Source organism: Serratia sp. CY82433 (assembly GCF_052166535.1).
Taxonomy (GTDB): Bacteria; Pseudomonadota; Gammaproteobacteria; order Enterobacterales; family Enterobacteriaceae; genus Serratia; species Serratia sarumanii.
Genome location: NZ_JBJNOR010000001.1, coordinates 318,915 through 345,207, shown reverse-complemented (window position 1 = coordinate 345,207; position 26,293 = coordinate 318,915). Strand labels below are relative to the sequence as shown.

At 59.1% G+C, this 26,293-nt stretch carries 19 protein-coding genes and 6 tRNA genes; 17 read left to right on the top strand and 8 right to left on the bottom strand.

The features are described from left to right. Positions 1–32: 32 nt before the first annotated feature. Both pgm and seqA read right to left on the bottom strand, forming a co-directional pair. Positions 33–1,676 (bottom strand): phosphoglucomutase (alpha-D-glucose-1,6-bisphosphate-dependent), encoded by a 1,644-nt coding sequence (gene pgm, locus ACJ8PI_RS01720; RefSeq protein WP_033638690.1) that lies wholly within the window; start codon positions 1,674–1,676, stop codon positions 33–35. A gap of 75 nt (positions 1,677–1,751) precedes the next feature. Next, the gene (gene seqA / locus ACJ8PI_RS01715) at positions 1,752–2,294 is read right to left on the bottom strand and encodes a replication initiation negative regulator SeqA (protein ID WP_033637454.1); all 543 of its coding nucleotides are present in this window, start codon (positions 2,292–2,294) and stop codon (positions 1,752–1,754) included. Positions 2,295–2,518: 224 nt separating this feature from the next. On the opposite strand from seqA, the gene ybfF reads away from it, so the two are divergent. The 4 genes from ybfF (at position 2,519) to fur (ending at position 5,416) form a co-directional block, all read left to right on the top strand. Beyond that, positions 2,519–3,292, top strand: a complete 774-nt coding sequence (gene ybfF / locus ACJ8PI_RS01710) for an esterase (RefSeq protein WP_164134424.1) — start codon at positions 2,519–2,521, stop codon at positions 3,290–3,292. 256 nt (positions 3,293–3,548) lie between these two features. Next, on the top strand, positions 3,549–3,836 hold the full coding sequence (gene ybfE / locus ACJ8PI_RS01705; protein ID WP_004939936.1) for a LexA regulated protein: 288 nt from the start codon (positions 3,549–3,551) through the stop codon (positions 3,834–3,836). Positions 3,837–4,100: 264 nt separating this feature from the next. Continuing rightward, positions 4,101–4,640: a flavodoxin FldA gene (fldA, locus tag ACJ8PI_RS01700; protein WP_025301862.1), complete on the top strand. Its 540-nt coding sequence runs from the start codon at positions 4,101–4,103 to the stop codon at positions 4,638–4,640. A 329-nt stretch (positions 4,641–4,969) separates the two neighbouring features. Beyond that, positions 4,970–5,416: a ferric iron uptake transcriptional regulator gene (gene fur, locus ACJ8PI_RS01695; RefSeq protein WP_019454058.1), complete on the top strand. Its 447-nt coding sequence runs from the start codon at positions 4,970–4,972 to the stop codon at positions 5,414–5,416. 246 nt (positions 5,417–5,662) lie between these two features. On the opposite strand, the gene ACJ8PI_RS01690 is transcribed toward fur, so the two are convergent. The 5 genes from ACJ8PI_RS01690 to nagE all read right to left on the bottom strand — a co-directional run bounded on the left by ACJ8PI_RS01690 (position 5,663) and on the right by nagE (position 14,630). After that, positions 5,663–8,320, bottom strand: a complete 2,658-nt coding sequence (locus tag ACJ8PI_RS01690; protein WP_041033874.1) for a beta-N-acetylhexosaminidase — start codon at positions 8,318–8,320, stop codon at positions 5,663–5,665. Positions 8,321–8,333: 13 nt separating this feature from the next. After that, the gene (chiQ, locus tag ACJ8PI_RS01685) at positions 8,334–8,660 is read right to left on the bottom strand and encodes a ChiQ/YbfN family lipoprotein (RefSeq protein WP_004939944.1); all 327 of its coding nucleotides are present in this window, start codon (positions 8,658–8,660) and stop codon (positions 8,334–8,336) included. 46 nt (positions 8,661–8,706) lie between these two features. Continuing rightward, positions 8,707–10,110: a chitoporin ChiP gene (gene chiP, locus ACJ8PI_RS01680; protein ID WP_033655304.1), complete on the bottom strand. Its 1,404-nt coding sequence runs from the start codon at positions 10,108–10,110 to the stop codon at positions 8,707–8,709. A gap of 578 nt (positions 10,111–10,688) precedes the next feature. After that, a complete protein-coding gene (glnS, locus tag ACJ8PI_RS01675; RefSeq protein ID WP_033655303.1) occupies positions 10,689–12,353 on the bottom strand; it encodes a glutamine--tRNA ligase in 1,665 nt (554 codons plus the stop codon). A gap of 240 nt (positions 12,354–12,593) precedes the next feature. Continuing rightward, complete coding sequence (gene nagE, locus ACJ8PI_RS01670; RefSeq protein WP_047568893.1) at positions 12,594–14,630, bottom strand: N-acetylglucosamine-specific PTS transporter subunit IIBC; 2,037 nt, start codon at positions 14,628–14,630, stop codon at positions 12,594–12,596. Positions 14,631–14,964: 334 nt separating this feature from the next. Between nagE and nagB the strand changes: the two genes are divergently transcribed. From nagB to ACJ8PI_RS01610, 12 genes are all read left to right on the top strand, one after another. Then, positions 14,965–15,765 (top strand): glucosamine-6-phosphate deaminase, encoded by an 801-nt coding sequence (gene nagB, locus ACJ8PI_RS01665; RefSeq protein ID WP_004939952.1) that lies wholly within the window; start codon positions 14,965–14,967, stop codon positions 15,763–15,765. Between the two features lie 18 nt (positions 15,766–15,783). Further along, positions 15,784–16,923, top strand: coding sequence for an N-acetylglucosamine-6-phosphate deacetylase (nagA, locus tag ACJ8PI_RS01660; protein ID WP_049213567.1), 1,140 nt, complete (start codon positions 15,784–15,786; stop codon positions 16,921–16,923). A 27-nt stretch (positions 16,924–16,950) separates the two neighbouring features. Further along, positions 16,951–18,171: a DNA-binding transcriptional regulator NagC gene (nagC, locus tag ACJ8PI_RS01655; protein WP_033637448.1), complete on the top strand. Its 1,221-nt coding sequence runs from the start codon at positions 16,951–16,953 to the stop codon at positions 18,169–18,171. A gap of 67 nt (positions 18,172–18,238) precedes the next feature. Then, on the top strand, positions 18,239–18,991 hold the full coding sequence (locus ACJ8PI_RS01650) for an HAD-IIA family hydrolase (RefSeq protein ID WP_004939957.1): 753 nt from the start codon (positions 18,239–18,241) through the stop codon (positions 18,989–18,991). Between the two features lie 188 nt (positions 18,992–19,179). Continuing rightward, entirely contained in the window at positions 19,180–20,628 is a 1,449-nt protein-coding gene (locus ACJ8PI_RS01645) for a carbohydrate-binding protein (protein ID WP_033655299.1), read from the top strand. A gap of 284 nt (positions 20,629–20,912) precedes the next feature. Continuing rightward, a complete protein-coding gene (asnB, locus tag ACJ8PI_RS01640; protein WP_164134425.1) occupies positions 20,913–22,577 on the top strand; it encodes an asparagine synthase B in 1,665 nt (554 codons plus the stop codon). A gap of 219 nt (positions 22,578–22,796) precedes the next feature. Next, positions 22,797–22,873 (top strand) — tRNA-Met (locus ACJ8PI_RS01635). 16 nt (positions 22,874–22,889) lie between these two features. Further along, positions 22,890–22,974 (top strand) — tRNA-Leu (locus tag ACJ8PI_RS01630). Between the two features lie 30 nt (positions 22,975–23,004). After that, positions 23,005–23,079: transfer RNA gene (locus ACJ8PI_RS01625), tRNA-Gln, on the top strand. Between the two features lie 44 nt (positions 23,080–23,123). Continuing rightward, positions 23,124–23,198, top strand: a tRNA-Gln gene (locus ACJ8PI_RS01620). Positions 23,199–23,239: 41 nt separating this feature from the next. Further along, positions 23,240–23,316: transfer RNA gene (locus tag ACJ8PI_RS01615), tRNA-Met, on the top strand. Positions 23,317–23,320: 4 nt separating this feature from the next. After that, positions 23,321–23,395 (top strand) — tRNA-Gln (locus tag ACJ8PI_RS01610). An 87-nt stretch (positions 23,396–23,482) separates the two neighbouring features. Here the strand turns inward: ACJ8PI_RS01610 and ubiF are convergent. Then, complete coding sequence (gene ubiF, locus ACJ8PI_RS01605; protein ID WP_041033865.1) at positions 23,483–24,664, bottom strand: 3-demethoxyubiquinol 3-hydroxylase; 1,182 nt, start codon at positions 24,662–24,664, stop codon at positions 23,483–23,485. A 197-nt stretch (positions 24,665–24,861) separates the two neighbouring features. Between ubiF and miaB the strand changes: the two genes are divergently transcribed. Next, positions 24,862–26,286: a tRNA (N6-isopentenyl adenosine(37)-C2)-methylthiotransferase MiaB gene (miaB, locus tag ACJ8PI_RS01600; RefSeq protein WP_049235229.1), complete on the top strand. Its 1,425-nt coding sequence runs from the start codon at positions 24,862–24,864 to the stop codon at positions 26,284–26,286. Positions 26,287–26,293: the final 7 nt, after the last annotated feature.

Here is a 26,293-nt window from a genome sequence, read left to right as displayed (position 1 = left end):
AAACAGCGCTTTTTATCAATCAGGGAAAGTGATTACTTGGCGGAAGCCAGCACTTCGCTGACGATTTCGACCGCTTCATGCTCAATCTTCTCGCGGTGTTCCGCGCCGAGGAAGCTCTCGCAATAGATCTTGTAAGCCTCTTCGGTACCGGAAGGACGGGCCGCGAACCAGCCGTTGTCGGTCATCACTTTCAGCCCGCCGATCGAGGCGCCGTTACCCGGTGCCGCGGTCAAACGTGCGGTGATCGGATCCCCGCCCAGCGTACTGGCCTTGACCATCTCCGGCGACAGCTTGGACAGCGCCGCTTTCTGCGCATGGGTTGCCGGCGCCTGGATGCGGTTATAGCTCGGCGCACCGAAACGCTTGGCCAGATCGTCATAGTGATGCTGCGGATTCTCACCGGTTACCGCGGTGATTTCAGCCGCCAGCAGGCACATGATGATGCCGTCTTTGTCCGTCGACCACGGCTGGCCGTTGAAGCGCAGGAACGAAGCCCCGGCGCTCTCTTCGCCGCCGAAGCCCAGGCTGCCGTCGAACAGGCCGTCCACAAACCATTTGAAACCGACCGGCACTTCCACCAGCTTGCGGCCCAGGTCGGCCACCACGCGGTCGATCATCGCGCTGGACACCAGCGTTTTACCGACTGCGACATCGGCGCCCCACTGCGGGCGATGTTGGAACAGGTAGTTGATGGCTACCGCCAGATAGTGGTTCGGGTTCATCAGGCCTTTCGGCGTGACAATGCCGTGGCGGTCGTAATCCGGATCGTTGGCGAACGCCAGATCGAATTTGTCGCGCAGCGCCAGCAGGCCGGCCATCGCCGACTCGGACGAGCAGTCCATGCGGATGATGCCGTCGTGATCCAGGTGCATGAAGCGGAAGGTCTGATCGATGGAATCGTTCACCAGCGTCAGATCCAGCTTGTAGTGTTCCGCCACGCGCTGCCAATAGGCGATGCCGGAGCCGCCGAGCGGATCCACGCCCAGCTTCAGGCCGGCGCGTTGAATGGCCGGCATGTCGACCACCTCAACCAGGCCTTCGACATAAGGCTGCACCAGGTCTTTGGCGTGCAGGTGGCCACTGTTCCAGGCCTTGTCCAGCGACTGGCGCTGAACGCCTTTCAGCTGCTGCGCCAGCAGTTCGTTGGCGCGCTTCTCGATCACCGACGTCAGGTTGGTGTCAGCCGGGCCGCCGTTCGGCGGATTGTATTTGATGCCGCCGTCTTCCGGCGGGTTGTGGGACGGCGTAATGACGATGCCGTCGGCCTGCGCGCCGCCGCGGCGGTTGTGGCACAGAATGGCGTGCGATACCGCCGGCGTTGGCGTGAAACCGTTATTTTCCTGCACGATCACATCGACGCCGTTGGCGGTCAGCACTTCCAGCACGGAAATGAAGGCCGGCTCAGACAGCGCATGGGTGTCTTTGCCCACGTAGCACGGGCCGGTGGTGCCCTGCTGATGACGAACTTCGGCGATCGCCTGAGCGATGGCGAGGATGTGCGCTTCGTTGAAGCTGTGGCGCTGCGCGCTGCCGCGGTGGCCGGAGGTGCCAAACTTCACCGCGTGTGCGGCATTGCCGGCTTCAGGTTGCAGCACATAGTACTGCGACGTCAGCTGGGCTACGTTGATCAGATCGCTTTGGCGGGCGGGCTGCCCGGCACGTGGATTATTCGCCATCGACATATCTCCCTCACCCTGTCGGTGACCGGGCAATACGTCGCGCACGGCCAGCATGACGGGCTGTTCGCTAAATTAGACGGTACCGCAAACTTTCTCGATCAGTTCCGCCGGGAACTGCATCGCCTGCATGATGTGTTCGATCATGCTGCGTTTGCGGCCGGTATTGGTATTGGTGATCACCCAGTAAGGGGTGCCCGGTACATGCTTCGGCTTGGTATGCGTGCCGTTGGCCAGCAGGGTCTGCTGATCGCCGGCGAAATAGGTGCGGGTACGGCCGGTCAACGCCTCGGTGGCGGCGGCGAAACCGGCGGCATCGAGGGTGTACAGCGTGGACAGCACCAGCATGAAACGGTTGACCGCTTTGTTCTGCTCGGCGTATTCATCCGATAACAGCAGCTCACGCATGGCGCGCACGCGATCGCGCGGACGCTGCGCCGGCGCCGCTTTTTCCAGCTCGACGGACTGCGGGGCACTGGCGGCAGGCAACGCGCGCACCGGCTGCCCGGCGGTGAATTTCAACATGCGGCGTAAAATATCGGACGCGCTTTCACCGATGTGTTGCGTGTGGCTGGCAATATAACGGTAAAGCTCTTCGTCGACTTCAATAGTTTTCATCTTTATCCAATACTGTTTTTTCTACTTAGAACCTGAAGCCAGATCCTGCATTCAAGCCATGGGATTATAAGGTTAAAAGCGCTGGGGCGAACACAACAATGTGCCTCCGGACGGCAAATGCAGACTAATACCTATAGCCGGCACTGCCAAGCCCGCGCCGCGAAAATTCCGCATGATTCATCGTGCGATTCAATCATGATACCCTAATCTGAATCTCTCTCAGTATGAACTTCGCCATGAAATTACATTATCAACTGCTGGCCGCCGAGTCAGACGCGCTGCCGGTGCTGCTGATCCACGGGCTGTTCGGCAATCTGGACAACCTGGGTGTGCTGGCGCGCGATCTGCATAAACAGCACGCGGTGATCAAGGTCGATCTGCGCAATCACGGCCTCTCCCCGCGCGCCGACGACATGAACTACCCCGCCATGGCGCAGGATCTGCTGGCGCTGCTCGACGAACTGCAGCTGGAGAAAGCGATCGTCATCGGCCATTCGATGGGCGGCAAAGCGGCGATGGCGCTGACCGCCATCGCGCCCGAGCGTGTCGCCAAGCTGATCGTTATCGACGTCGCGCCGGTGGATTACCAGACCCGCCGTCACGACGAGATTTTCGCCGCGCTGAAGGCCGTCAGCGCCGCCGGCATCACCCAGCGCCAGGCGGCCGCCGAGCTGATGCGCGACTACCTGCAGGAAGAAGGCGTGATCCAGTTCCTGCTGAAGTCCTTCCACAACGGCGAATGGCGCTTCAACCTGCCGGTGCTGATCGCACGCTACGAAGACATCACCGGCTGGCAGGAAGTCCCGCCCTGGCCGCACCCGACCCTGTTCATTCGCGGCGGCCTGTCGCCGTACGTGCAGGACAGCTACCGTGCGGACATCGCCCGCCAGTTCCCGCAGGCCCGCGCGCACGTCGTCGCCGGTACCGGCCATTGGGTGCACGCCGAAAAACCGGAAGCGGTGCTGCGCGCCATCCACCGTTTCCTCGACGAAGCCTGAAAAACACGCTTTCCTGGCGAAAAAACGCGCTAAAGATAACGGCTTAGCGCGTTTAGCCCGCAGTTAGGCATTGTCGCCGCTCCATCTGCTGGGGTAATATGGCGCGCTATAATTTTGCCGCCGCGCCAGCGCGTTCACGAACGCCGGTTCGGGGGTGAATTTGGGTTAGGGTTTATTGGCCCGAAGTGTGTTAACCGATGCCTCCGGAAGCGTGCGAGCGCTTTTTGATGCAAACTCCCTTGCAGTACCGCTACCTATGGCAAAAGAACAAACGGATCGCACGACGCTGGATCTGTTCGCAGATGAACGCCGTCCGGGGCGCCCGAAAACCAACCCGCTCTCCCGCGATGAACAGCTTAGAATCAATAAGCGCAATCAGTTACGGCGCGATAAAGTGCGTGGATTGCGGCGCGTAGAGCTGAAAATCAACGCGGATGCGGTGGACGCCCTGAACAAACTGGCGGAACAGCGCAACATCAGCCGCAGCGAACTCATCGAGCAGATGCTGTTGGCGCAACTGGCGGAAGAACAGCCGGAACATTGATCTCTTCGGCCGCACGCGCGGCGCGGCGTTAAGGACAACGCCGGATCGACCACGCTTTTCTTCATTCTCCGGCATCGCATAAATGCGATAAAACCCCGGCGCCACTTTCTGGCATGATACGCATTTACCGGCTAGAGACTGCGCCTGTCGGCGCCCGCCCCGGAGGCGAAAGGCTCTTGCCATGGCATCATTTTAATCGGCGTCAGCGGCGGCAGTGCCGGCGTCGAGTAATGCAATTACTTGAATTTAAAGGTTATACGCGATATGGCTACTGTAGGCATTTTCTTTGGCAGCGACACTGGCAATACCGAAAACATTGCCAAAATGATCCAGAAAATTCTCCAGAAACAGTTTGGCGACGACGTCTCTGAAGTGCATGACATCGCTAAAAGCAGCAAAGAAGACCTGGAAGGGTTCGATATCCTGCTGCTGGGTATCCCGACCTGGTACTACGGTGAAGCACAGTGTGACTGGGATGATTTCTTCCCGACGCTGGAAGAAGTCGACTTCAACGGCAAACTGGTGGCGCTGTTCGGCTGCGGCGACCAGGAAGACTACGCAGAATATTTCTGTGACGCGATGGGCACCATCCGCGACATCATCGAACCGCGCGGCGCGGCCATCGTGGGCCACTGGCCGACCAAAGGCTACCACTTCGAGGCCTCCAAAGGCCTGGCGGACGACGATCACTTCATCGGTTTGGCGATCGACGAAGACCGCCAGCCGGAGCTGACCAACGAGCGCGTGGACGCCTGGGTCAAACAGATCGTCGAAGAGCTGAGCCTGGCCGATATCGTCGGCTAAGCCCCGGCACTGGCGAAAGGTTGAACAAAGGCCCTGTAAAGTGCATAGTGTGCCCACAGGGCCGTCATCGGCAGCAGGGATTGCTGCGATAGAAGCTACAGATTTGTAACTTCCCACCCCGTCACGGTAGACTGAGATATCGGTTTATCCCATCCATCAAGGCGTTGCATGCAAAACATGCAATAGTGCAATTATATCTTTGTTAACAACCGGCGGTTTCTATTTAGTACAACCGGTTCTATAATGAGACGCATTAACTCTTTGTGCCGACCGATGCCACAGGCGAGTACGCCTCAACTTGATTAGCATAGTAACAGGACTGAATTCGCATGACCGACAACAACATCGCACTGAAGAAGGCCGGCTTAAAAGTCACGCTTCCGCGACTCAAAATCCTGGAAGTACTGCAAAATCCGGAATGCCATCACGTCAGTGCGGAAGATTTGTACAAAAAACTGATTGATATGGGCGAAGAGATCGGGCTGGCAACGGTTTATCGCGTACTGAACCAGTTTGACGATGCGGGCATTGTGACACGTCACAATTTCGAAGGCGGCAAGTCCGTGTTCGAGCTGACCCAACAGCATCACCACGATCACCTGATTTGCCTGGACTGCGGCAAAGTGATTGAATTCAGCGACGAATCCATCGAAGTTCGCCAGCGTGATATCGCCAAGCAGCACGGCATCAAGCTCACCAACCACAGCCTGTACCTGTACGGCCACTGCGAAACCGGTGACTGTCGTGAAGACGAAACGCTGCACGACAAGAAATAAGCCTGACCGGCTATGAAAAACCGCCTCACACCGAGGCGGTTTTTTTATGCCCGCCGTGCAACGGGCAAAAAAATCCCCGGACAAGCCGGGGAAAATCATGTCATGAAATATCACAATTGCAGCGGCACTGCGACTCCACGTACTACTCTCACTTCAACGTCCACCCCGCGCCGACACGCGCGAAGGCAGACGCATTCCCCCTTCGTTATACGGCCTGCCGCCGGGCAGCAGGCCGTTGCACCGGGCTTAAACCTTCTCGGCGCGGCTGTAGCGTTTACCGTCCGGGCTGACCGAACGCACCTGAACGTCACCGGAAACCGCCGGTTTGGCCTTTGCGTCATAGCGCTGCCACTGCTTGCCGCCGTCGGTGGAATACTCGATGCCCAATCCCGGCAGCGCGATATTCGCCTCCAGCTTGCCGCCCGCTACGCGCGCGCCCGGCACCGGCAGACGGTAAGCGACGCCGCCTTTGTCCAGCTTGGCCAGTTCACGCTGGCCCAGAATATTGGCGAAGCGCAGCCAGTCTTTCTCCAGCGCCTTGGTATCGACAAAGTGGGTTTCCCCGCCTTTGTATTCGCGGCCGGCGCGATAGTCCTGCTCCCAACCGGCGCGGTGCCAGGCGCGTTCCGCCACCGACAGCGCGCGTGGGAAGATCATGTATTCCATCTGCGGATCGGTGCGCTGGGTTTCGCTCCACAGCTGAGCGGACAGCCCGTAGGCACCCGGCCACGGCTTGTCGCTCTTGGCGCTGAAGGGGTTGCCGTCGCGGTCGACCGAGGTTTCCGCGTTCTGCGGCATGTTGTCCGGCGCAAAGCTGAACACCTTGCGCTCGTCGCTGAAGCGGGTGCCCCAGTAGTAACCGCGCTCGTCCGGGTTCACCTCGTAAGGGAAGTCCATATAGACGTAGTCCGGGTTGGAAACCACCACTTCATACCCTTTGTTGGCCCAGTCGTTGACGCTATCGAAACCGCCCCAGTACAGGGTATCCCAGAAGTTGACGCCTACGCGCGAGGTGGCGAACGCCTTCGCGCTCTCGGCGTCTTTCAGGCCGTCCTGCCAGGCCTGCATTCTGTCGATGCCGTGCGCCTTCACCAGCTTGCTGACCTCTTGGCCGAAGTAGCTCGGCAGGTGCTCCATGTCGGCCACCTTGCCTTCTTTGATCATCGTCTGGCACACCTGCGACTTGGCCCACGGCTTGTCTTCGTTGCTCTGATCGATGATGCCTTTGCCCGGCTCCGGTTTCGCCTTGTCGGTATAGCCGGCGCCTAGGCGAATATTTTTCGCTTCGTCGCCGCCGAAGTGCCAGGTCTTGATCGGCTGGCCGGCTTCTTTATGCATCTGGGCGATCTCGCCGATCACCTTGTCGACAAAGCGCTGGGAAGAGTCCAGGCATGGGTTCAGGTAGCTCTGGCGGTTAAAGAACTGCACGGAGGTGGTGTTGGAGGTATCGGTCGGATCCACCAGGCGGAATTCGTTGGCCTCCTGCTCTTTCCCGGCGGCATGCAGCTTTTTATAGCGCGCTTCCATCGAGACCACCGCGGCGCGGGCGTGCGCCGGCATGTCGATCTCCGGGATCACTTCAATCTGGCGCGCCTGGGCGTATTTGATGATGTCGATATAGTCCTGACGGCTGAAGAAGCCGCCGTAGACGTCCGGCCCCTGGCCGTACTGCGGCAGCAGGCAGGTGGTTTCGCTCAGATCGTGGCAGCGCTGGCCGCCGACTTCCGTCAGCTCAGGCAAACCGGGGATCTCGATGCGCCAGCCTTCGTCATCGCTCAGGTGGAAGTGGAATTTGTTGAGCTTGTAGGCCGCCATCTGATCCAGCAGGCGCAGCACCGCGTCCTTCTTATGGAAGTTGCGCGCCACGTCGAGGAAAATGCCGCGATACTCGAAGCGCGGTGCATCGCTGGCGTCCAGCGTGGCGATCTTGCCGCTGCCGTCGCTCGGCACTAACGACAGGATCGACTGCAGCCCGTAGAACACCCCGGCCTGATCGAAACCGATCACTCGCGCCTCTTTCTTGCCGATTTTCAACTCATAGGCGCCTGACACCGCCATCGCGCCTTTAAACTTGCCCGGCTGAATGTCGGTCTTGATAGGATAGCCGTTGGCCTGAACCGGCACGCCCAGCAGCGCAAAGCGCTGGTTGACGGCGTCCGCCGCCGGCTTGACCAGCGTGCTCAGATCCGGTGCCACGCCGTTACGCAGATCGGCATCCTGCGCGTGCACTTTCACCTGCATCGGCGTCGGCACGATCTGGCCGCGCAGCGCGCCGGCAGGCAGCGTCTGCAGATCGGCATTGCTGACAAAGCGCGAAGCCGGCGTCATCAGAATGTTTTTGTCGTCCTTGGTGCGCTTCCACTGGTCGCCGGTGAACGGCGCCACGAACTGATCCAGATTTTCGGTATCGGTATTCGCCAGCATTTTCGGCTTGGCGTCGCCGGACGTGGCATACCAGCGCGGCAGGAAGTCGTTTCTGAACAACTGCCAGTATTCGGCCACCACTGGAATTTCCACCGCCTTACCGGCCGGGAAACCGCTGAATTTGGCGGTCGGCTCCAGCTTGTACAGATCGCCGGTGAGGTGAGCGATCTTGAACTGGTCGTTGTCCACCCGCAGAGTCTGGCGCGGGCTGTGGAAATAGATGACCCAGTCTTTGCCGTCGATCGCCTGGCCGTCGTTGCTGAGGGTGAACAACACCCGGTTGCAAGAGGCCCAGTCGGCGCCCAGCGCCGCGCAATCCACGCCGTTTTCGCCGGCGCGGTTATCCAGCATTTTCACGTTCAGCTTCAGCTGACTCAGTTGATCCACCAGCTGTTGATCAGCCATGGCGTTTCCCATGCCGCCCAGGAATCCCATCGTTGCCGTCAAAGCGGCTAATGCGCTCAGTTTGAATGCGTTCATGTTCTTGTCCTTCTTAATTATTGTTATCGCGAATTTCTTGCCACAGCTTGCCGCACTTGGCGTCGTAAGCCTGACCGTTGCCGCTGTGAACCGCCATAATGCAGTTCTGATAATCCATCACCCGCACCGTTTCCTGCGCGGCGAACTGCTGGTGCTGCTTCTCTTGCTTCAGCACGTTCAGCACCGCCTTGCAGGGCTGCAGACGCTCCGGCGAACCTTCGGCGGTGTTGATGCAGGCGCTGTAAGCCTGCTTCAATTTGGCGTCTTCCGGCGGCGCGGCGGGTTGCGCGCAGGCGCTCAAGGCCGCGGCGGCCGCCAACATCAGCATGATTTTTTTCATCGTTGAATTCCCTTAACTGCCCCCGGCGGCGAGGCCGGGGAACGCATCAGAAGATGGTGAATGGCGCGATGACCATGAACTTGACGTCTTTCTCGTCCTGGAAGATGTTGCCGTAACCGCCGCCCCAGCTCGGGATGTTGGTGTGGTTGTCATACTGGGTGTAGTGCAGCTTGATCAGCGTGCCCTTGGCGCGCCCTTCCTGGATGGTGTACATCGCGTCCAGGCTCCAGGCGCTCTCTTTCAGGCGCTGGCTCTGATCGTAGATCGGGTTGGTGCTCGGCTTGGCGTCCCAGGCGTAAACGTAGGAGCCGCCGACCGCCATGCCCGGCAGGTTCCAGTTGCTGAGGTCATACATCACGCCGGCGTACACCGCTTTCTCGCCGTTGGCGTTAAAGTCAGAGCGGTTGTCCCACCACACGTCCAGACGGCCGTTGGATGAGGCGTAGGTTGGGGTCATGCGCTGCAGGAAGAAGCCCTGGTTGCCTTCCGCCTTGACCATGGTGCCTTCCAGACGCCAGTTGAACTGCCCGGTGGTGTAACCGAAGGTCAGCGCCTGCAGCCAGGCCAGGCCGTCGTAGATGCTGTTTGGATCGTTCTTGTCGCTGATGCGGTCTTCCGCACCGTAGAACTGGTAACTGGTGGTCAGCGGGTTGCCCAGCAGATCGAATTTGTAAGACGCTTTAGTGAAGTATTGATTCACGTATCCCTGCGCCTGGCCGAAGGCGGCTTCCAGCACCAGATCGTTTTTGAAATCGTATTTGGCGCCCAGCGAGTGCAGGTAGGAGACGCGGGTTTTCCTGTCGTTCTGGCGGAAGTCGTCCACCTCGATATGCCACGGTGCCTTGTATTTGTCGGCCCACATGTAGGAGAAGCTCAACGCGCCGGCATCGCCGTAGTCGAACTTGGCGCCGGCTTCGGCCCCCTGATAGGTGCCCGGCATAAAGCTCCAGTGTGGCGCCAGCAGGGTTTGGCCGCTCGGCTGAATATAGCCGGCGCGCGCCCAGACCGGGCCGTATTTGAATTTGGCGGCGGCTTTGTACAGGCTGATGCCGCCCTTGTCACCGGAATAGTCTTCGTCGTAGGTCCGGTTTTTCGAGGAAAACGCGATCTCGTTCGGGTGGCCGCTGGCGCTGGATTCCGCCAGCTCGATAGCGGTGAAGGCACCGACGTCCAGACCGAACATATCCCAGGCGTAGCCCGAAGCGAAATCCAGGCTCAGGTTGGCGGTGGAGTGCGACAGGTTGGTGGTATATTGGTTGTAGTCCTTGCTGTCCGGATTGAGATCTTTACGGTCGCGCTCACGTTGCCAGTAATAGATGCCGCCGGTCAGCGTGGAATCATCGATAAACCCTGCGGCTTTCGCCTCAGGCGCCATGGCAAACCCTGTTCCCAACAGCGCGCCCGCGACTGCGAGCGCCAGCGTTTTACGCTGAGCACCGTGCGTACCCATATTGAAATTCCTCTTTGACTTAACTTAAAAGTTGCAGCCGCCTGTGTTCACCACTGCCCTGCACGACTGCCAATAAAAAACCCGAACGGGTAAAAAATATTGCCGACGAGATGTTATTCCCACAGCACTAATTGCTACAGACAGACTATTTTTCGCGACGCGAATTATCAAATGAAAAATGCGGGAGATTTGTCAAAGTATGACAAGGAGCACATATCAGTGAGATTTTGTTACGCCGGTGATCATGGAAGGTGTCGAATAAAAAATTCAATTAAATCAGAATAAATTGAGATACCAGGTCAACCAGAGACGATTAATGGTTTCAGCCTGACTAAATCCGTCAGTCAGGCGATAAAAATTGAAAGCGCTCTCTAAATGAAATTAATTCGCATCACGAATATATAAGCAAATATTAAGACTAACAAGGCCAATATCAGAAAGCTTATGGGTTAATGCGCCGTGATTAATTAAACGCGCTCCGGTTAAAATCAGAGAGGAATAGATCGCAGGTGAAACCATAGGCAAAAAAAAGCGCGGCCTAAGCCGCGCTGATTCATTAATTTTCTAGGCGAATAAGATTAGCCCTCGATTTTCGCCCAGGTGTCGCGCAGGCCGACGGTGCGGTTAAACACCAGATGCTCGGCCGACGAATAGCGACTGTCGGCGCAGAAGTAACCTTCACGCTCGAACTGATAGGCTTTCTCCGGCTGTGCGGCCGCCAGGCTCGGCTCGACGAAGCCGTGCTTGATCACCAGCGATTCCGGGTTGATGGTGGAGAGGAAATCTTCCGCCGCGCCCGGGTTAGGCACGCTGAACAGGCGATCGTACAGGCGAATTTCCGCCGGCAGCGCGTGCGCCGCGGACACCCAGTGGATCACGCCCTTCACCTTGCGGCCGTCTGCAGGATCTTTGCTCAACGTTTCCGCATCGTAGCTGCAGAAGATGGTGACGATCTCGCCCGCTTCGTCCTTCTCGACGCGCTCGGCCTTGATCACGTACGCATTGCGCAGACGCACTTCCTTGCCCAGAACCAAGCGCTTGTACTGCTTGTTGGCTTCTTCGCGGAAGTCGGCGCGATCGATATAGATCTCGCGGCTGAACGGCACATCGCGGCTGCCCATTTCCGGCTTGTTCGGGTGGTTAGGCATGGTGACCATTTCCACCGCATCGCCCATGTTCTCGATGACGATTTTCACCGGATCCAGCACCGCCATGGCGCGCGGCGCGTTCTCGTTCAGATCGTCGCGGATGCAGGATTCCAGCGCCACCATCTCGACGTTGTTGTCTTGCTTGGTCACGCCGATGCGCAGGCAGAACTCGCGAATCGAGGCGGCGGTATAACCGCGGCGGCGCAGACCGGAGACGGTTGGCATCCGCGGGTCGTCCCAGCCTTCGACGATCTTCTCGGTCACCAACTGGTTCAGCTTGCGCTTCGACATGATGGCGTATTCGAGGTTGAGACGCGAAAACTCGTACTGACGCGGGTGGCAAGGAATGGTGATGTTATCCAACACCCAGTCATACAGACGGCGGTTATCCTGGAATTCCAGGGTACACAGCGAATGGGTGATCCCTTCCAGCGCATCGGAAATGCAGTGGGTGAAATCGTACATCGGGTAGATGCACCATTTATTGCCGGTCTGGTGGTGTTCGGCGAACTTGATGCGGTACAGCACCGGATCGCGCATCACGATAAACGGCGAAGCCATATCGATCTTGGCGCGCAGGCAGGCGGCGCCTTCGGCGAACTCGCCGTTGCGCATCTTCTCGAACAGCGCCAGGTTCTCTTCCACGCTGCGATCGCGGTACGGGCTGTCTTTGCCCGGCGCGGTCAGGGTGCCGCGATATTCACGGATCTGCTCCGGCGACAGCTCATCGACGTAGGCCAGCCCCTTGGTGATCAGCTCGACCGCATACTGGTGCAGCTGATCGAAATAGTCTGAGGAGTAACGAACGTTGCCGCTCCACTCAAAGCCCAGCCACTCCACGTCGTGCTTGATTGACTCCACGAACTCGATGTCTTCTTTCACCGGGTTGGTGTCATCGAAACGCAGGTTGCACTGGCCCTGATAGTCCTTGGCGATGCCGAAGTTCAGGCAGATGGACTTGGCGTGGCCGATATGCAGATAGCCGTTAGGCTCCGGCGGGAAGCGGGTATGTACCGACGTGTGTTTCCCCGACGCCAGATCTTCATCGACGATCTGACGGATAAAATTGGTTGGGCGGGCTTCAGCCTCACTCATTTCACTGTTCCTCAATGCAAAGCGCTACACATAACCGCCTATGATCCAACAAGCCACGTCTGGAAACAACCGTTTGTTGCACGAAAAATGCGGCGCGTTGCCCCCTCGGCGCGCAGCGCACCGCCGTGGGGCGAAACGGGATAAAAAAAGCGGGAAGAGATCGCTCTCTTCCCGCCAAATCGGGGCAAACTCCGCCATGATGCGTGGCCGGCCCCCGGTACTACTCAGGTAAAAACGGCCTTACTTTTGGATCTCGTACAGCTTGGTCTGACCGGCGACCACCGATCCGCTGGCCAGCGCCGCCAGGCCGGCGTAGTCGTCAGAGTTGCTGACCACCACCGGGCTTATCATCGAACGCGCGTTGGCGTTGAGATAATCCAGATCCAGTTCCAGGATCGGTTGACCGGCTTTCACTTCCGCGCCCTCTTCCACCAGGCGTTTGAAGCCCTGGCCTTCCAGCGCGACGGTGTCGATCCCCATGTGCACCACGATCTCGGCGCCCTTGTCGGTTTCCAGGCAGAACGCGTGGTTGGTATTGAAGATTTTCACCACGGTGCCGTCCGCCGGCGCCACGACGATGTTGTCGGTCGGGCGAATCGCCAGCCCGTCGCCTACCGCCTTGCTGGCGAAAGCTTCGTCCGGCACCTGATCGAGCGCCACGACTTCACCGGTCACCGGCGCTACCAGCGTTTCAAACGCGGCTTTCGGCGCGTTCGGCACCGCCTGCGGTTTGGCTTCCGCGGCAGGGGCCGCCGCCGGGGCCGCCGCAGCCGCTACCGGGCCGGCTGCAATCACGTTGCGCATTGCGCTGGCGATAAGTTCAGCACGGGTGCCGACGATCACTTGCACGCTCTGCTTGTTCAGGCGGATAACGCCGGATGCGCCGAGGCGTTTCGCCAAGGCGTCGTTCACCAGCGCGGAGTCTTTCACATTCAGACGCAGGCGGGTGATGCAGGCATCGATGCCGGTCAGGTTGTCGGAACCGCCGATCGCGCCGACGTAGCGACGGGCCAGCGTGGTGGTTTCGTTTTCGTCTTTACCGGCGTTGCTGTCGACGTTGACGTCATAACCGTCGGTTTCGTCACCGGCAACCGCCAGTTCGCGGCCCGGGGTCATCAGGTTGAATTTCTTGATGGTGAAGCGGAACACCACGTAGTAGATGACGAAGAACACCAGGCCTTGCGGGATCAGCATGTACCAGTGGGTCGCCAGCGGGTTGCGGGACGACAGCACCATATCCACCAGCCCGGCGCTGAAGCCGAAACCGGCGATCCAGTGCATGCTGGCGGCGATGAACACCGAGATACCGGTCAGCACGGCGTGGATCACGTACAGCACCGGTGCCACGAACATGAAGGAGAACTCCAGCGGTTCGGTGATGCCGGTAAAGAAGGCGGCGAACGCGGCCGCCAGCATGATGCCCGCCACTTTGGCTTTGTTTTCAGGACGCGCGCAGTGATAGATGGCCAGCGCTGCACCCGGCAGACCGAACATCATGATCGGGAAGAAGCCCGCCTGATAACGGCCGGTGATGCCAACAACCGCTTTACCGGCTTCGATTGACTGCTGGCCGCCGAGGAAGTTAGGAATATCGTTGATGCCGGCCACGTCGAACCAGAACACCGAGTTCAGCGCGTGGTGCAGGCCGACCGGGATCAGCAGACGGTTGAAGAAGGCGTAAATGCCGGCGCCGACCGAACCCATTTTCTGAATGTGTTCACCGAAGTTCACCAGACCGTTGAAGATCACCGGCCAGATGTACATCAGAATGAAAGCGACCAGGATCATCAGGAAGGAAATGAGGATCGGCACCAGGCGGCGGCCGCTGAAGAACGACAGCGCCTTAGGCAGCTCGACGCCGCTGAAGCGGTTGTACACTTCGGCGGAGATGATACCCACCAGAATACCGACGAACTGGTTCTGGATCTTGCCGAACGCGGCAGGCACCTGATCGAGCGGGATCTTCTGAATCATCGACACGGCGGCCGGTGAACAGAGGGTGGTCAGCACCAGGAAGCCGACGAAGCCGGTTAACGCGGCGGCGCCGTCCTTGTCTTTGGACATGCCGTAGGCCACGCCGATAGCGAACAACACCGACATGTTGTCGATGATAGCGGAGCCGGATTTAATGAAGAAAGCGGCGAGCGCGTTGTCGCCGCCCCAACCAACAGGGTCAATCCAGTACCCGACGCCCATCAAGATGGCGGCGGCGGGCAGCGTGGCGACCGGCACCATCAGCGCCCGTCCCACCTTTTGCAAATAACTAAGAATGTTCACCTTTTCCCCCTATGTTGTCCGCGGACGGACCCTATTAGTAGTTTATTTGGAGCTCTCACTACCTTTTTAGAAACAACGCATGGCACGTATCACTCATGCCGAGTGTAAAAAATTTATTTTGTATCGCAAATTAAAACCTCCCTTTTTGTGATAAATATCACCAAAAAGTAGTCTTTCCCTCCCGGATTGCTGGCCATCACACAAAACTTATTTTATCATTCAAAAAATCAACCGGACGGACGATTCACGCGAGAATCATAAAGCTGGGTTACGCTTAGGACTCCCGCAGGCCCGTACAGTATAGCTTTAGTTTACTTATCCCAAGAGGTGTTAGATGAGACTTATCCCACTGAAAGATACCGCACAAGTCGGCAAATGGGCCGCGCGTCATATCGTTCAACGCATCAACGCATTCAAGCCAACCGCAGAGCGCCCGTTTGTCCTCGGCCTGCCTACCGGCGGCACGCCGCTGGAAGCCTACAAACATCTGATTGCGATGCACAAAGCAGGTGAAGTAAGCTTTAAGCATGTTGTGACTTTCAACATGGACGAGTACGTTGGCCTGCCGCAGGAACACCCGGAAAGCTACCACACCTTCATGTACCGCAACTTCTTTGATCACGTTGATATCCCTCGTGAAAATATCAACCTGCTGAACGGCAACGCCGCGGATGTCGACGCCGAGTGCCGCCAGTACGAAGAGAAGATCAAGTCTTACGGCAAAATTAACCTGTTCATGGGCGGCGTGGGCATCGACGGCCATATCGCGTTCAACGAACCGGCTTCGTCCCTGGCTTCGCGCACCCGCATCAAAACGCTGACCGAAGACACCCGCATCGCCAACTCGCGCTTCTTCGGCGGCGACGTCAGCCTGGTGCCGAAATATGCGCTGACCGTCGGCGTGGGTACGCTGCTGGATGCCGAAGAAGTGATGATCCTGGTGACCGGTCACGCCAAGGCGCAGGCGCTGGAGGCCGCGGTGGAAGGCAACATCAACCACATGTGGACCATCAGCTGCCTGCAGCTGCACGCCAAAGCGGTGGTGGTGTGCGACGAGCCGGCCACTATGGAACTGAAAGTCAAAACCGTCAAATATTTCCGCGAGTTAGAAGCGGAAAGCGTGAAAAGTCTTTAATCTTTGCAGGGGGCTACGATGTTCGCTTTAACCCACGGCCGAATCTATACCGGCCACGACGTACTTGATGACCATGCAGTCATTATCGCTGATGGGCTGATCGAGAGAGTCTGCCCGGCGGCTGAATTGCCCGCCGGCATCGAAACGCGCGACCTGGGTGGCGCCATCCTGGCCCCCGGGCTTATCGACGTGCAGCTGAACGGCTGCGGCGGCGTACAGTTCAACGATTCGCTGGAAGCGATTTCGGAAGAAACGCTGGAGATCATGCAGCGCGCCAACGAGAAATCCGGCTGCACCAGCTATCTGCCGACGCTGATCACCAGCAGCGACGAATTCATGAAGCACAGCGTCGAGGTGATGCGCGCCTATCTGACAAAGCACCAAAACCAGGCGCTGGGCCTGCACCTGGAAGGGCCGTACCTCAGCCCGGTGAAAAAAGGCACCCATAACCCGGCGTTCATTCGCAAGCCAACGCAGGACATGATCGATTACCTGTGCGCCAACGCCGACGTGATCACCAAGGTGACGCTGGCGCCGGAGATGGTTGAGCCGCACGTTATCAAGCAGCTGACCGAGGCCGGCATCGTGGTCTCCGCCGGCCACTCGAACGCCACCTACGATCAGGCTCGCACCGGCTTCGCCGCCGGCATCAGCTTCGCCACCCACCTGTACAACGCCATGCCGTATATCACCGGCCGCGAACCGGGGCTGATGGGGGCGATCTTCGACACGCCGGAGGTCTATACCGGCATCATCGCCGACGGCCATCACGTAGCCTGGGCGAGTATCCGTAACGCCAAACGCCTGAAAGGTGATAAATTGGTATTGGTCACCGACGCGACCGCACCGGCAGGTGCAGATATTGACCAATTTATTTTCGCCGGTAAAACAATATACTATCGGGATGGGCTGTGCGTGGATGAGAACGGCACCCTGAGCGGTTCCGCGCTGACCATGATCGAAGCGGTGCAAAACAGCGTCGAACATATCGGCATCGCGCTGGACGAAGCGCTGCGCATGGCGACGCTGTACCCGGCGCGCGCCATCGGCGTCGAGCACCGTCTGGGCACCATCGAAGCCGGCAAGGTGGCTAACCTGACCGCCTTCACCCGTGATTTTAAAATCACCAAAACGCTCGTTAACGGTAACGAGGTTTAATTCAATGAACAGCGAGTAACATTATTGATGAGCACCGGCGGACAAGCACAAATAGGGAACGTTGACTTAGTCAAACAGCTTAACGGCGCGGCAGTTTACCGCCTGATCGACCAGCAGGGCCCGATCTCGCGCATTCAAATTGCCGAACTCAGCCAGCTTGCCCCCGCCAGCGTCACCAAAATTACTCGCCAGCTGCTGGAGCGCGGGCTGATCAAGGAAGTCGATCAGCAAGCCTCCACCGGCGGCCGCCGCGCGATCTCCATCGTGTCGGAAACCCGTCATTTCCATACCGTCGCGGTGCGTCTCGGCCGCCACGACGCCACCATCACCCTGTATGACATGAGCGGCAAATCGCTCGGCGAAGAACACTATCCGCTGCCGGAACGCACCCAGGAAACGCTGGAGAATGCGCTGTTCGCCGCCATCGCCCAATTCATCGAAGCGAATCAGCGCCGCCTGCGCGAGCTGATCGCCATAGCGGTGATCCTGCCCGGCCTGGTGGATCCGGCGCTGGGCGTGGTGCGCTACATGCCGCACATCAGCGTCAGCAACTGGGCGCTGGTGGACAACCTGCAGCAACGTTTCAACGTCACCAGCTTCGTCGGCCACGACATCCGCAGCCTGGCGCTGGCGGAGCACTACTTCGGCGCCACCCGCGACTGCGAAGACTCGATTCTGGTGCGCCTGCACCGCGGCACCGGCGCCGGCATCATCGTCAACGGGCAGATTTTTCTCGGCAACAACGGCAACGTCGGCGAGATCGGCCATATCCAGATCGATCCGCTCGGCGAACGCTGCCACTGCGGCAACTTCGGCTGCCTGGAAACGGTGGCCGCCAACGCGGCGATCGAACAGCGCGTGCGCCAGCTGCTGAGCCAGGGCTACCCGAGCAAACTGACGCTGGAAGACTGCGGCATCAACGCCATCTGCAAGGCCGCCAACCGCGGCGATCTGCTGGCCAGCGAAGTGATCGAACACGTCGGCCGCTATCTGGGCAAGGCGGTGGCCATCGCCATCAACCTGTTCAATCCGCAGAAGGTGGTGATCGCCGGTGAGATCACCGAAGCGGACAAAGTGCTGCTGCCGGCGATCCAGAGCTGCATCAATACCCAGGTGCTGAAGGACTTCCGCAAGAATCTGCCGGTGGTGACCTCCGAACTCAATCATCGCTCGGCGATCGGCGCTTTCGCCCTGGCCAAACGCGCGATGCTCAACGGCGTGCTCTTGCAGCGATTGCTGGAAAGCTGATCCGCCGCTTCTGGCAGGTGTGTTATCGTCACCCCTTGCCTGCCGTAATCATGAGAAACAGCGACAAATGAAAATCAAAAACGTTATATGCGATATCGACGGCGTGCTGCTGCATGACAATACGCCGGTGCCCGGCGCCGATCTGTTCCTGGCGCGCATCCAGGAGCAAGGCATGCCGCTGGTGGTGCTGACCAACTACCCGTCACAGACCGCGCAGGATCTGGCGAACCGCTTCGCCGCCGCCGGGCTGGAGGTGCCGGAGAGCGCGTTTTACACCTCGGCGATGGCCACCGCCGATTTCCTGCGCCGCCAGGAAGGCAAAAAAGCCTACGTGGTCGGCGAAGGCGCGCTGATCCATGAGCTGTACAAAGCCGGTTTCACCATCACCGACATCAACCCGGATTTCGTGATCGTCGGGGAAACCCGCTCTTACAACTGGGACATGATGCACAAGGCCGCCTACTTCGTCAGTAACGGCGCGCGCTTTATCGCCACCAACCCGGATAGCCACGGCCACGGCTTCTCGCCGGCCTGCGGCGCGCTGTGCGCCCCCATCGAGAAGATCACCGGCCGCAAGCCGTTTTACGTCGGCAAGCCCAGCCCGTGGATCATTCGCGCCGCATTGAACAAAATGCAGGCGCACTCGGAAGAGACGGTGATCGTCGGCGACAACCTGCGCACCGACATTCTGGCGGGCTTCCAGGCCGGCCTGGAAACCGTGCTGGTGCTGTCCGGCGTCTCCACGCTGAGCGACATCGAAACCATGCCTTTCCGCCCGAGCTACGTCTACCCTTCCGTTGCCGATATCACTATTTTCTGACGCATTTATGGCGGCTGCCCGGCCGCCATTATTTCCCTCTTCCTGACCGCAGTTTGAATTTAATTCGTTCATGGCCGCAAAAGGTTTCAGCCTGCCCGCGCTAAAAACCCTCATTATAACCTTACGCCCCGCCAATAGCTGATATTGCCGGCAGGCGAAAATCCCTTACCCTAATTAATGAGGCTACCATGAGCACAAATAACATTATTAATGCCGCCGATGACGCAGCCATTATGCCGACTATCGCCAATAAAAAAATCCTGATGGGTTTCTGGCACAACTGGGCCGCCGGCGCCAGTGACGGTTATCAACAAGGCCAGTTCGCCAATATGAACCTGACCGACATTCCCGCCGAATATAACGTGGTGGCCGTCGCCTTTATGAAAGGCCAGGGAATCCCGACCTTCAAGCCTTACAACCTGTCCGACGCCGAGTTCCGCCGCCAGGTGGGCGTGCTGAACAGCCAGGGCCGCGCGGTGCTGATCTCCCTCGGCGGCGCAGACGCGCACATCGAACTGAAAACCGGCGACGAAGACCGGCTGAAAGACGAGATTATTCGCCTGGTGGAAGTCTACGGCTTCGACGGCCTGGATATCGATCTGGAACAGGCGGCGATCGGCGCCGCCAATAATAAAACCGTCTTGCCTGCGGCGCTGAAAAAAGTAAAAGACCATTACGCCGCGCAGGGGAAAAACTTTATTATCAGCATGGCGCCGGAATTCCCTTATCTGCAGGCTAACGGCAGCTATGGCGATTATATTAATGCGTTAGATGGCTATTATGACTTTATCGCGCCGCAATATTATAACCAGGGTGGCGACGGCATCTGGGTTCCCGAGGCCAATAACGGTGCCGGTGCCTGGATTGCCCAAAACAACGACGCCATGAAAGAAGACTTCCTCTATTACCTGACGGAAAGTCTGGTCACCGGCACCCGCGGATTTATCCGAATTCCAGCCAGTAAATTCGTTATCGGCCTGCCGAGCAACAACGATGCCGCCGCCACCGGCTACGTGATCGACAAACAGGCGGTGTATAACGCCTTCTCGCGTCTCGACGCCAAAAACCTGTCGATCAAGGGCCTGATGACCTGGTCAATCAACTGGGACAACGGCAAAAGCAAAGCCGGCGTGGCCTACAGCTGGGAGTTCAAAACCCGCTACGCGCCGCTGATTCAGGGCGGAGTCACCCCGCCGCCGGGAAAGCCTAATGCGCCGACGGCGCTGACGGTCTCCGAGTTGGGCGCCACCTCGCTGAAGCTGAGCTGGGCCGCCGCCACCGGTGCCTTACCGATCGCCAGTTACACCGTTTACCGCAACGGCAACCCGATCGGCCAGACTGCCGGCCTGTCGTTGGCCGACAACGGCCTGGCTCCGGCCACCCAGTACAGCTACTTCGTTACCGCAACCGACAGCCAGGGCAATACCTCGCTGCCGAGCAGCGCGCTGGCGGTCAAAACCGCCAACGACGGCACGCCGCCCGATCCGAGCGCGCCCGAGTGGCAGAACAACCACAGCTACCAAGCCGGCGACGTGGTGAGTTATAAAGGCAAGAAATACACCTGTATTCAGGCGCACACCTCCAACGCCGCCTGGACGCCGGACGCCGCCTTCACCCTGTGGCAGCTCATCGCCTAATCGCTAATCGATTGCCGGTCAAACCGGCCGGCAATCCCGTCATTACGCTAAAAATTGCATAATCGCTAATTTTCCCCGCCGATAACTGAAAATCCGTCAAAAATCGCGCCCAGGCAAACAACTATTTCTCAGCGTATGGCTAAAACGCTTGCATCTCATGCAGCTTTAGGCGCATTTTCATAACCACAGCGCAGCAAAACCGCGTTATCGCTGATGAATCGGCAATGCTGCCCATAACAGTAAAAAACAACATCACAGTCATAAAAGCCCGTTAGGAGAGTTGTATGTGTTCTATTTTCGGTGTGCTCGATCTGAAGTCCGATCCCGTTGAACTGCGTAAGAAAGCGCTGGAGCTGTCGCGCCTGATGCGCCATCGCGGCCCGGATTGGTCCGGCGTTTACGCCAGCGACAAAGCCATTTTGGCCCACGAACGCCTGTCGATCGTCGACGTCAACAACGGCGCTCAACCGCTGTACAACGCTGCGCACACCCACGTTTTGGCGGTCAACGGCGAAATTTACAACCACCAGGCGCTGCGCCAACAGCTGAGCGACCGCTACGCGTTCCAGACCGGTTCCGACTGTGAAGTGATCCTGGCGCTGTATCAGGAGAAAGGCCCGGACTTCCTCGACGATCTGCAAGGCATGTTCGCCTTCGCCCTGTACGACACCGAAAAAGACGCCTACCTGATCGGCCGCGATCATCTGGGCATCATCCCGCTGTACATGGGCCACGACGAGCACGGCAACCTGTACGTCGCCTCGGAAATGAAAGCGCTGGTGCCGGTGTGCCGCACCATCAAGGAATTTCCGGCCGGCAGTTACCTGTGGAGCCAGGACGGCGACATCCGCGAATACTATCGCCGCGACTGGTTCGATTACGACAGCGTCAAAGACAACGTGACCGACGCCACCGCCCTGCGCACCGCGCTGGAAGAGTCGGTGAAAAGCCACCTGATGTCCGACGTGCCTTACGGCGTGCTGCTGTCGGGCGGGCTGGATTCCTCGGTCATCTCGGCGATCACCAAGAAGTACGCCGCGCGCCGCGTGGAAGATCAGGAACGCAGCGAAGCCTGGTGGCCGCAGCTGCACTCCTTCGCCGTCGGCCTGGAAGGCTCGCCGGATCTGCGCGCCGCGCAGGAGGTGGCCAACCATCTGGGCACCGTACACCATGAAATCCACTTCACCGTGCAGGAAGGCCTGGACGCCATCCGCGACGTGATTTACCACATCGAAACCTACGACGTCACTACCATTCGCGCCTCGACGCCGATGTACCTGATGTCGCGTAAAATCAAGGCGATGGGCATCAAGATGGTGCTCTCCGGTGAAGGCGCGGACGAAGTGTTCGGCGGCTACCTCTACTTCCATAAGGCGCCGGACGCCCGCGAATTCCACGAAGAGACCGTACGCAAGCTGCTGGCGCTGCATATGTTCGACTGCGCGCGCGCCAACAAGGCGATGTCCGCCTGGGGCGTCGAAGCCCGCGTGCCGTTCCTGGACAAGAAATTCCTCGACGTGGCGATGCGCATCAACCCGAAAGATAAAATGTGCGGCAACGGCAAAATGGAAAAACACATCGTCCGCGAATGTTTCGAGTCCTATTTGCCGGCCAGCGTGGCCTGGCGCCAGAAAGAGCAGTTCTCCGACGGCGTCGGCTACAGCTGGATCGACACGCTAAAAGAGGTCGCTGCGCAGCAAATCAGCGATCAACAGCTCGAAACCGCGCGTTTCCGCTTCCCGTACAACACGCCGACTTCGAAAGAAGGCTACCTGTACCGCGAAATCTTCGAGGAGCTGTTCCCGCTGCCGAGCGCCGCCGAATGCGTGCCGGGCGGCCCGTCCGTCGCCTGCTCGTCCGCCAAGGCCATCGAATGGGACGAATCGTTCAAGAAGATGGACGATCCTTCCGGCCGCGCCGTCGGCGTGCACCAGGCCGCCTATAAATAATCGCGCGGCGCTTTCCCTCGGGGCGGGCCTTTTGGCCCGCCTTTTTGTTGCCTTTTCCCCCCGCCAACTGCCTGAATTGCCGATTTTATCGCCATAATGTTCACAACCCAGACAAACGGCGCTTCTGGGCACTTTTTCGGGAAAAAACTTGTTGACGCAAATCGGTCATATACGCATAATGCGCCCCGCAACGCCGATGAAGGCAAAGCAAAAAAAGAGGGCTACGTAGCTCAGCTGGTTAGAGCACATCACTCATAATGATGGGGTCACAGGTTCGAATCCCGTCGTAGCCACCATCTCTTTTTTGCATTTGCGGGAGTGGCGAAATTGGTAGACGCACCAGATTTAGGTTCTGGCGCCGCAAGGTGTGCGAGTTCAAGTCTCGCCTCCCGCACCATTTCTCTTCATCGTCGGCGCAGTATGTTGATGGGGTATCGCCAAGCGGTAAGGCACCGGTTTTTGATACCGGCATTCCCTGGTTCGAATCCAGGTACCCCAGCCATATTCTTTCGGGAATGGGGTTTCAACATAAGATTTGTTTGCAGGTGGGGTATCGCCAAGCGGTAAGGCACCGGTTTTTGATACCGGCATTCCCTGGTTCGAATCCAGGTACCCCAGCCATAACAAACTGCTTGCAAATCAAAGAAGTAAAAAGTACCATCGGCTACGTAGCTCAGCTGGTTAGAGCACATCACTCATAATGATGGGGTCACAGGTTCAAATCCCGTCGTAGCCACCATAATTGGGGTGTCGCCAAGCGGTAAGGCTCTGGTTTCTGATACCAGCATACCCAGGTTCGAATCCTGGCACCCCAGCCATATTTAGAAAAGCCCGCTTCGGCGGGCTTTTTGCTTTCCGGCGCTCGGCCAATCCTAACGAGCCCAGCCGCAGCCGAGCCCTGTCGGTTACAATCCCAACGCGTACTTCAACGCATGCTCTTTCAGCTTGCCCGCCCGCTGCGCGGCCATCAGCGCCAGATTGCGCGCCACGTTCAGCGGCGCCAGGTTATTGCTGAAAGCGGTATAGAACAGATCCATGCCGCTCTGCATCAGCAGATTGTCGGTACGGCGGCGGCGCTGATAGCGCAGCAGTACCGCCTCGCTGCTCCAGTCCTCTCCCTGCTCCCGCGCATCGCTTAATACGTTCAGTAAGGCATCCACGTCGCGATACCCCAGATTGACGCCCTGCCCGGCCAGCGGATTGATGGTATGCGCCGCATCACCCAACAGCGCCAGCCCCGGCAACACGTAGCGCTGCGCATGACGCCGCGTCAGCGGGAACGAACCGGCGGCGTGCACCTTGACCGGGCCCAGTCGCGCCGGGAAAGCGGCGGCGATCTCGCGCTCCAGTTGCGCCGGCGGCATCGCCTGCAGCTGGCGAATGCGCTGCGGGCTGTCATACCACACCAGCGACGCCCAGCTGTCGTACAGCGGCAGGAAGGCACGCGGCCCGGATGGGAAGAAGCGCTGCCAGGTCACATCCTGCTGCGGCGCGCCGGTATCGACGGTGATCAACATGCACGCCTGACGATACTGCCAGCCGTTGGTGCCGATCGCCGCCAGCTTGCGCACCTGCGAGTTGGCGCCGTCAGCGCCGACAACCATGCGCGTCTGTAGCGTCTCACCACCGTCCAGCGTCAGTTGCCAGGCATTGTCCGCCCGCTGCAGCGATTGCAGCCTGGCGGGGCACAGCAGCGTCAAATTGGCGCACTGCGCGAACTGCTGCCACAGCGCCAGCTGCAGAATGCGGTTTTCCACCATAAAGCCCAGCTCCGGCAGCCCCAGGGACACCGCGTCGAACGCCACGCGCGACGACGCCCACTCCCAGGTCTCCAGCCGGCGATACGGCGCCGTGCGCATCGCCGTCACGGCCTGCCAGGCGCCGAGCTGTTTCAGCAGCCCCACCGAGGTGCAGCCGATAGCGGAAATGCGCAGATCCGGCGGGCTTTGCGCCTCGAACGCCTGCGGCGCCTGATGTTCCAGCAACGCCACCGACCAGCCCGCCTGCGCCAGCCCCAGGGCCGCCGCCGCGCCGACCATGCCGCCGCCGACCACCACCGCGTCATACCGATTTTGAGATGTCTTCATATTGGCTATGTTTTCTGTGTGAATGCTCGCCATCCCACCCGGTATGGCGTTTTGCGCAGTGTACCGGATTTTCGCTCCGGCTTCAGGTTGCGTGCCATTTTCCCCCGCGCTGGTCACAACGGCGGCAAATGATTACAATACGCGCCCTGCATGTCGCGTAACGCAACTTTCGCTCCGCACTGAGTAATGGCAAGTCAATGACGAAAAAACTACATATCAAAACCTGGGGCTGCCAGATGAATGAGTACGATTCATCGAAAATGGCCGACCTGTTGAACAGCACGCACGGCTTCGAGTGGACCGAAAACGCCGAAGAGGCGGACGTGCTGCTGCTGAACACCTGCTCGATCCGTGAAAAGGCGCAGGAGAAAGTTTTCGCCATGCTGGGGCGCTGGCGCTTGCTGAAAGAAAAGAACCCGTCGGTGATCATCGGCGTCGGCGGTTGCGTGGCCTCGCAAGAAGGTGAACTGATCCGCAGCCGCGCGCCCTGCGTTGACGTGGTATTCGGCCCGCAGACCCTGCACCGCCTGCCGGAAATGATCAATCACGTTCAGGGCACCCGCAGCCCGGTGGTCGACATCAGCTTCCCGGAGATCGAAAAGTTCGACCGTCTGCCGGAACCGCGCGCCGAAGGCCCGACCGCATTCGTGTCGATCATGGAAGGCTGCAACAAATACTGCACCTTCTGCGTGGTGCCTTACACCCGCGGCGAGGAAGTGAGCCGCCCGAGCGACGACGTGCTGTTCGAAATCGCCCAACTGGCGGCGCAGGGCGTACGCGAGGTCAACCTGCTCGGCCAAAACGTCAACGCTTACCGCGGCGCCACGCATGACGGCGATATCTGCACGTTCGCCGAACTGCTGCGCCTGGTGGCGGCCATCGACGGCATCGATCGCATTCGCTTCACCACCAGCCACCCGATCGAGTTCACCGACGACATCATCGCGGTGTACGAAGACACGCCGGAGCTGGTCAGCTTCCTGCATCTGCCGGTGCAGAGCGGTTCGGATCGCATCCTGACCATGATGAAACGCGCGCACACCGCGCTGGAGTATAAGGCGATTATCCGCAAGCTGCGCAAGGCGCGCCCGAACATCCAGCTCAGCTCCGATTTCATCGTCGGTTTCCCGGGCGAAAGCCAGGCCGATTTCGAACAGACCATGAACCTGATCGCCGACGTCAATTTCGACGTCAGCTTCAGCTTCATCTATTCGTCGCGCCCGGGCACCCCGGCGGCGGACATGGTCGACGACGTCAGCGAAGAAGAGAAAAAACAGCGGCTGTATATTCTGCAGGACCGCATCAACCAGCAGGCGCTGCAGTTCAGCCGCCGCATGCTCGGCACCGTCCAGCGCATTCTGGTGGAGGGCACCTCGCGCAAAAGCGTGATGGAGCTGGCCGGGCGCACGGAGTGCAACCGTGTGGTAAACTTCGAGGGCACGCCCGACATGATCGGCCAGTTCGTCGACGTGGAAATTACCGAGGTGCTGACCAACACCCTGCGTGGCGCAGTGGTGCGCACCGAACAGCAGATGGATCTGCGCGTACATGAATCCCCGCAGTCGGTGATCGCCCGTACCCGCAAAGAAAACGCGCTGGGCGTCGGCATTTACCAGCCCTGACGCCGCG

Excerpts from the sequence above, each read along its gene's own strand:
- ACJ8PI_RS01690 (WP_041033874.1), bottom strand. The coding sequence starts at position 8,320 with ATGAACGCATTCAAACTGAGCGCATTAGCCGCTTTGACGGCAACGATG.
- pgm (WP_033638690.1), bottom strand. The coding sequence starts at position 1,676 with ATGGCGAATAATCCACGTGCCGGGCAGCCCGCCCGCCAAAGCGATCTG.
- ybfF (WP_164134424.1), top strand. The coding sequence starts at position 2,519 with ATGAACTTCGCCATGAAATTACATTATCAACTGCTGGCCGCCGAGTCA.
- ubiF (WP_041033865.1), bottom strand. The coding sequence starts at position 24,664 with ATGAAGACATCTCAAAATCGGTATGACGCGGTGGTGGTCGGCGGCGGC.
- asnB (WP_164134425.1), top strand. The coding sequence starts at position 20,913 with ATGTGTTCTATTTTCGGTGTGCTCGATCTGAAGTCCGATCCCGTTGAA.
- nagC (WP_033637448.1), top strand. The coding sequence starts at position 16,951 with ATGAGCACCGGCGGACAAGCACAAATAGGGAACGTTGACTTAGTCAAA.
- ACJ8PI_RS01645 (WP_033655299.1), top strand. The coding sequence starts at position 19,180 with ATGAGCACAAATAACATTATTAATGCCGCCGATGACGCAGCCATTATG.
- ybfE (WP_004939936.1), top strand. The coding sequence starts at position 3,549 with ATGGCAAAAGAACAAACGGATCGCACGACGCTGGATCTGTTCGCAGAT.
- glnS (WP_033655303.1), bottom strand. The coding sequence starts at position 12,353 with ATGAGTGAGGCTGAAGCCCGCCCAACCAATTTTATCCGTCAGATCGTC.
- fur (WP_019454058.1), top strand. The coding sequence starts at position 4,970 with ATGACCGACAACAACATCGCACTGAAGAAGGCCGGCTTAAAAGTCACG.
- ACJ8PI_RS01650 (WP_004939957.1), top strand. The coding sequence starts at position 18,239 with ATGAAAATCAAAAACGTTATATGCGATATCGACGGCGTGCTGCTGCAT.
- seqA (WP_033637454.1), bottom strand. The coding sequence starts at position 2,294 with ATGAAAACTATTGAAGTCGACGAAGAGCTTTACCGTTATATTGCCAGC.
- nagA (WP_049213567.1), top strand. The coding sequence starts at position 15,784 with ATGTTCGCTTTAACCCACGGCCGAATCTATACCGGCCACGACGTACTT.
- miaB (WP_049235229.1), top strand. The coding sequence starts at position 24,862 with ATGACGAAAAAACTACATATCAAAACCTGGGGCTGCCAGATGAATGAG.
- fldA (WP_025301862.1), top strand. The coding sequence starts at position 4,101 with ATGGCTACTGTAGGCATTTTCTTTGGCAGCGACACTGGCAATACCGAA.
- nagB (WP_004939952.1), top strand. The coding sequence starts at position 14,965 with ATGAGACTTATCCCACTGAAAGATACCGCACAAGTCGGCAAATGGGCC.
- chiP (WP_033655304.1), bottom strand. The coding sequence starts at position 10,110 with ATGGGTACGCACGGTGCTCAGCGTAAAACGCTGGCGCTCGCAGTCGCG.
- chiQ (WP_004939944.1), bottom strand. The coding sequence starts at position 8,660 with ATGAAAAAAATCATGCTGATGTTGGCGGCCGCCGCGGCCTTGAGCGCC.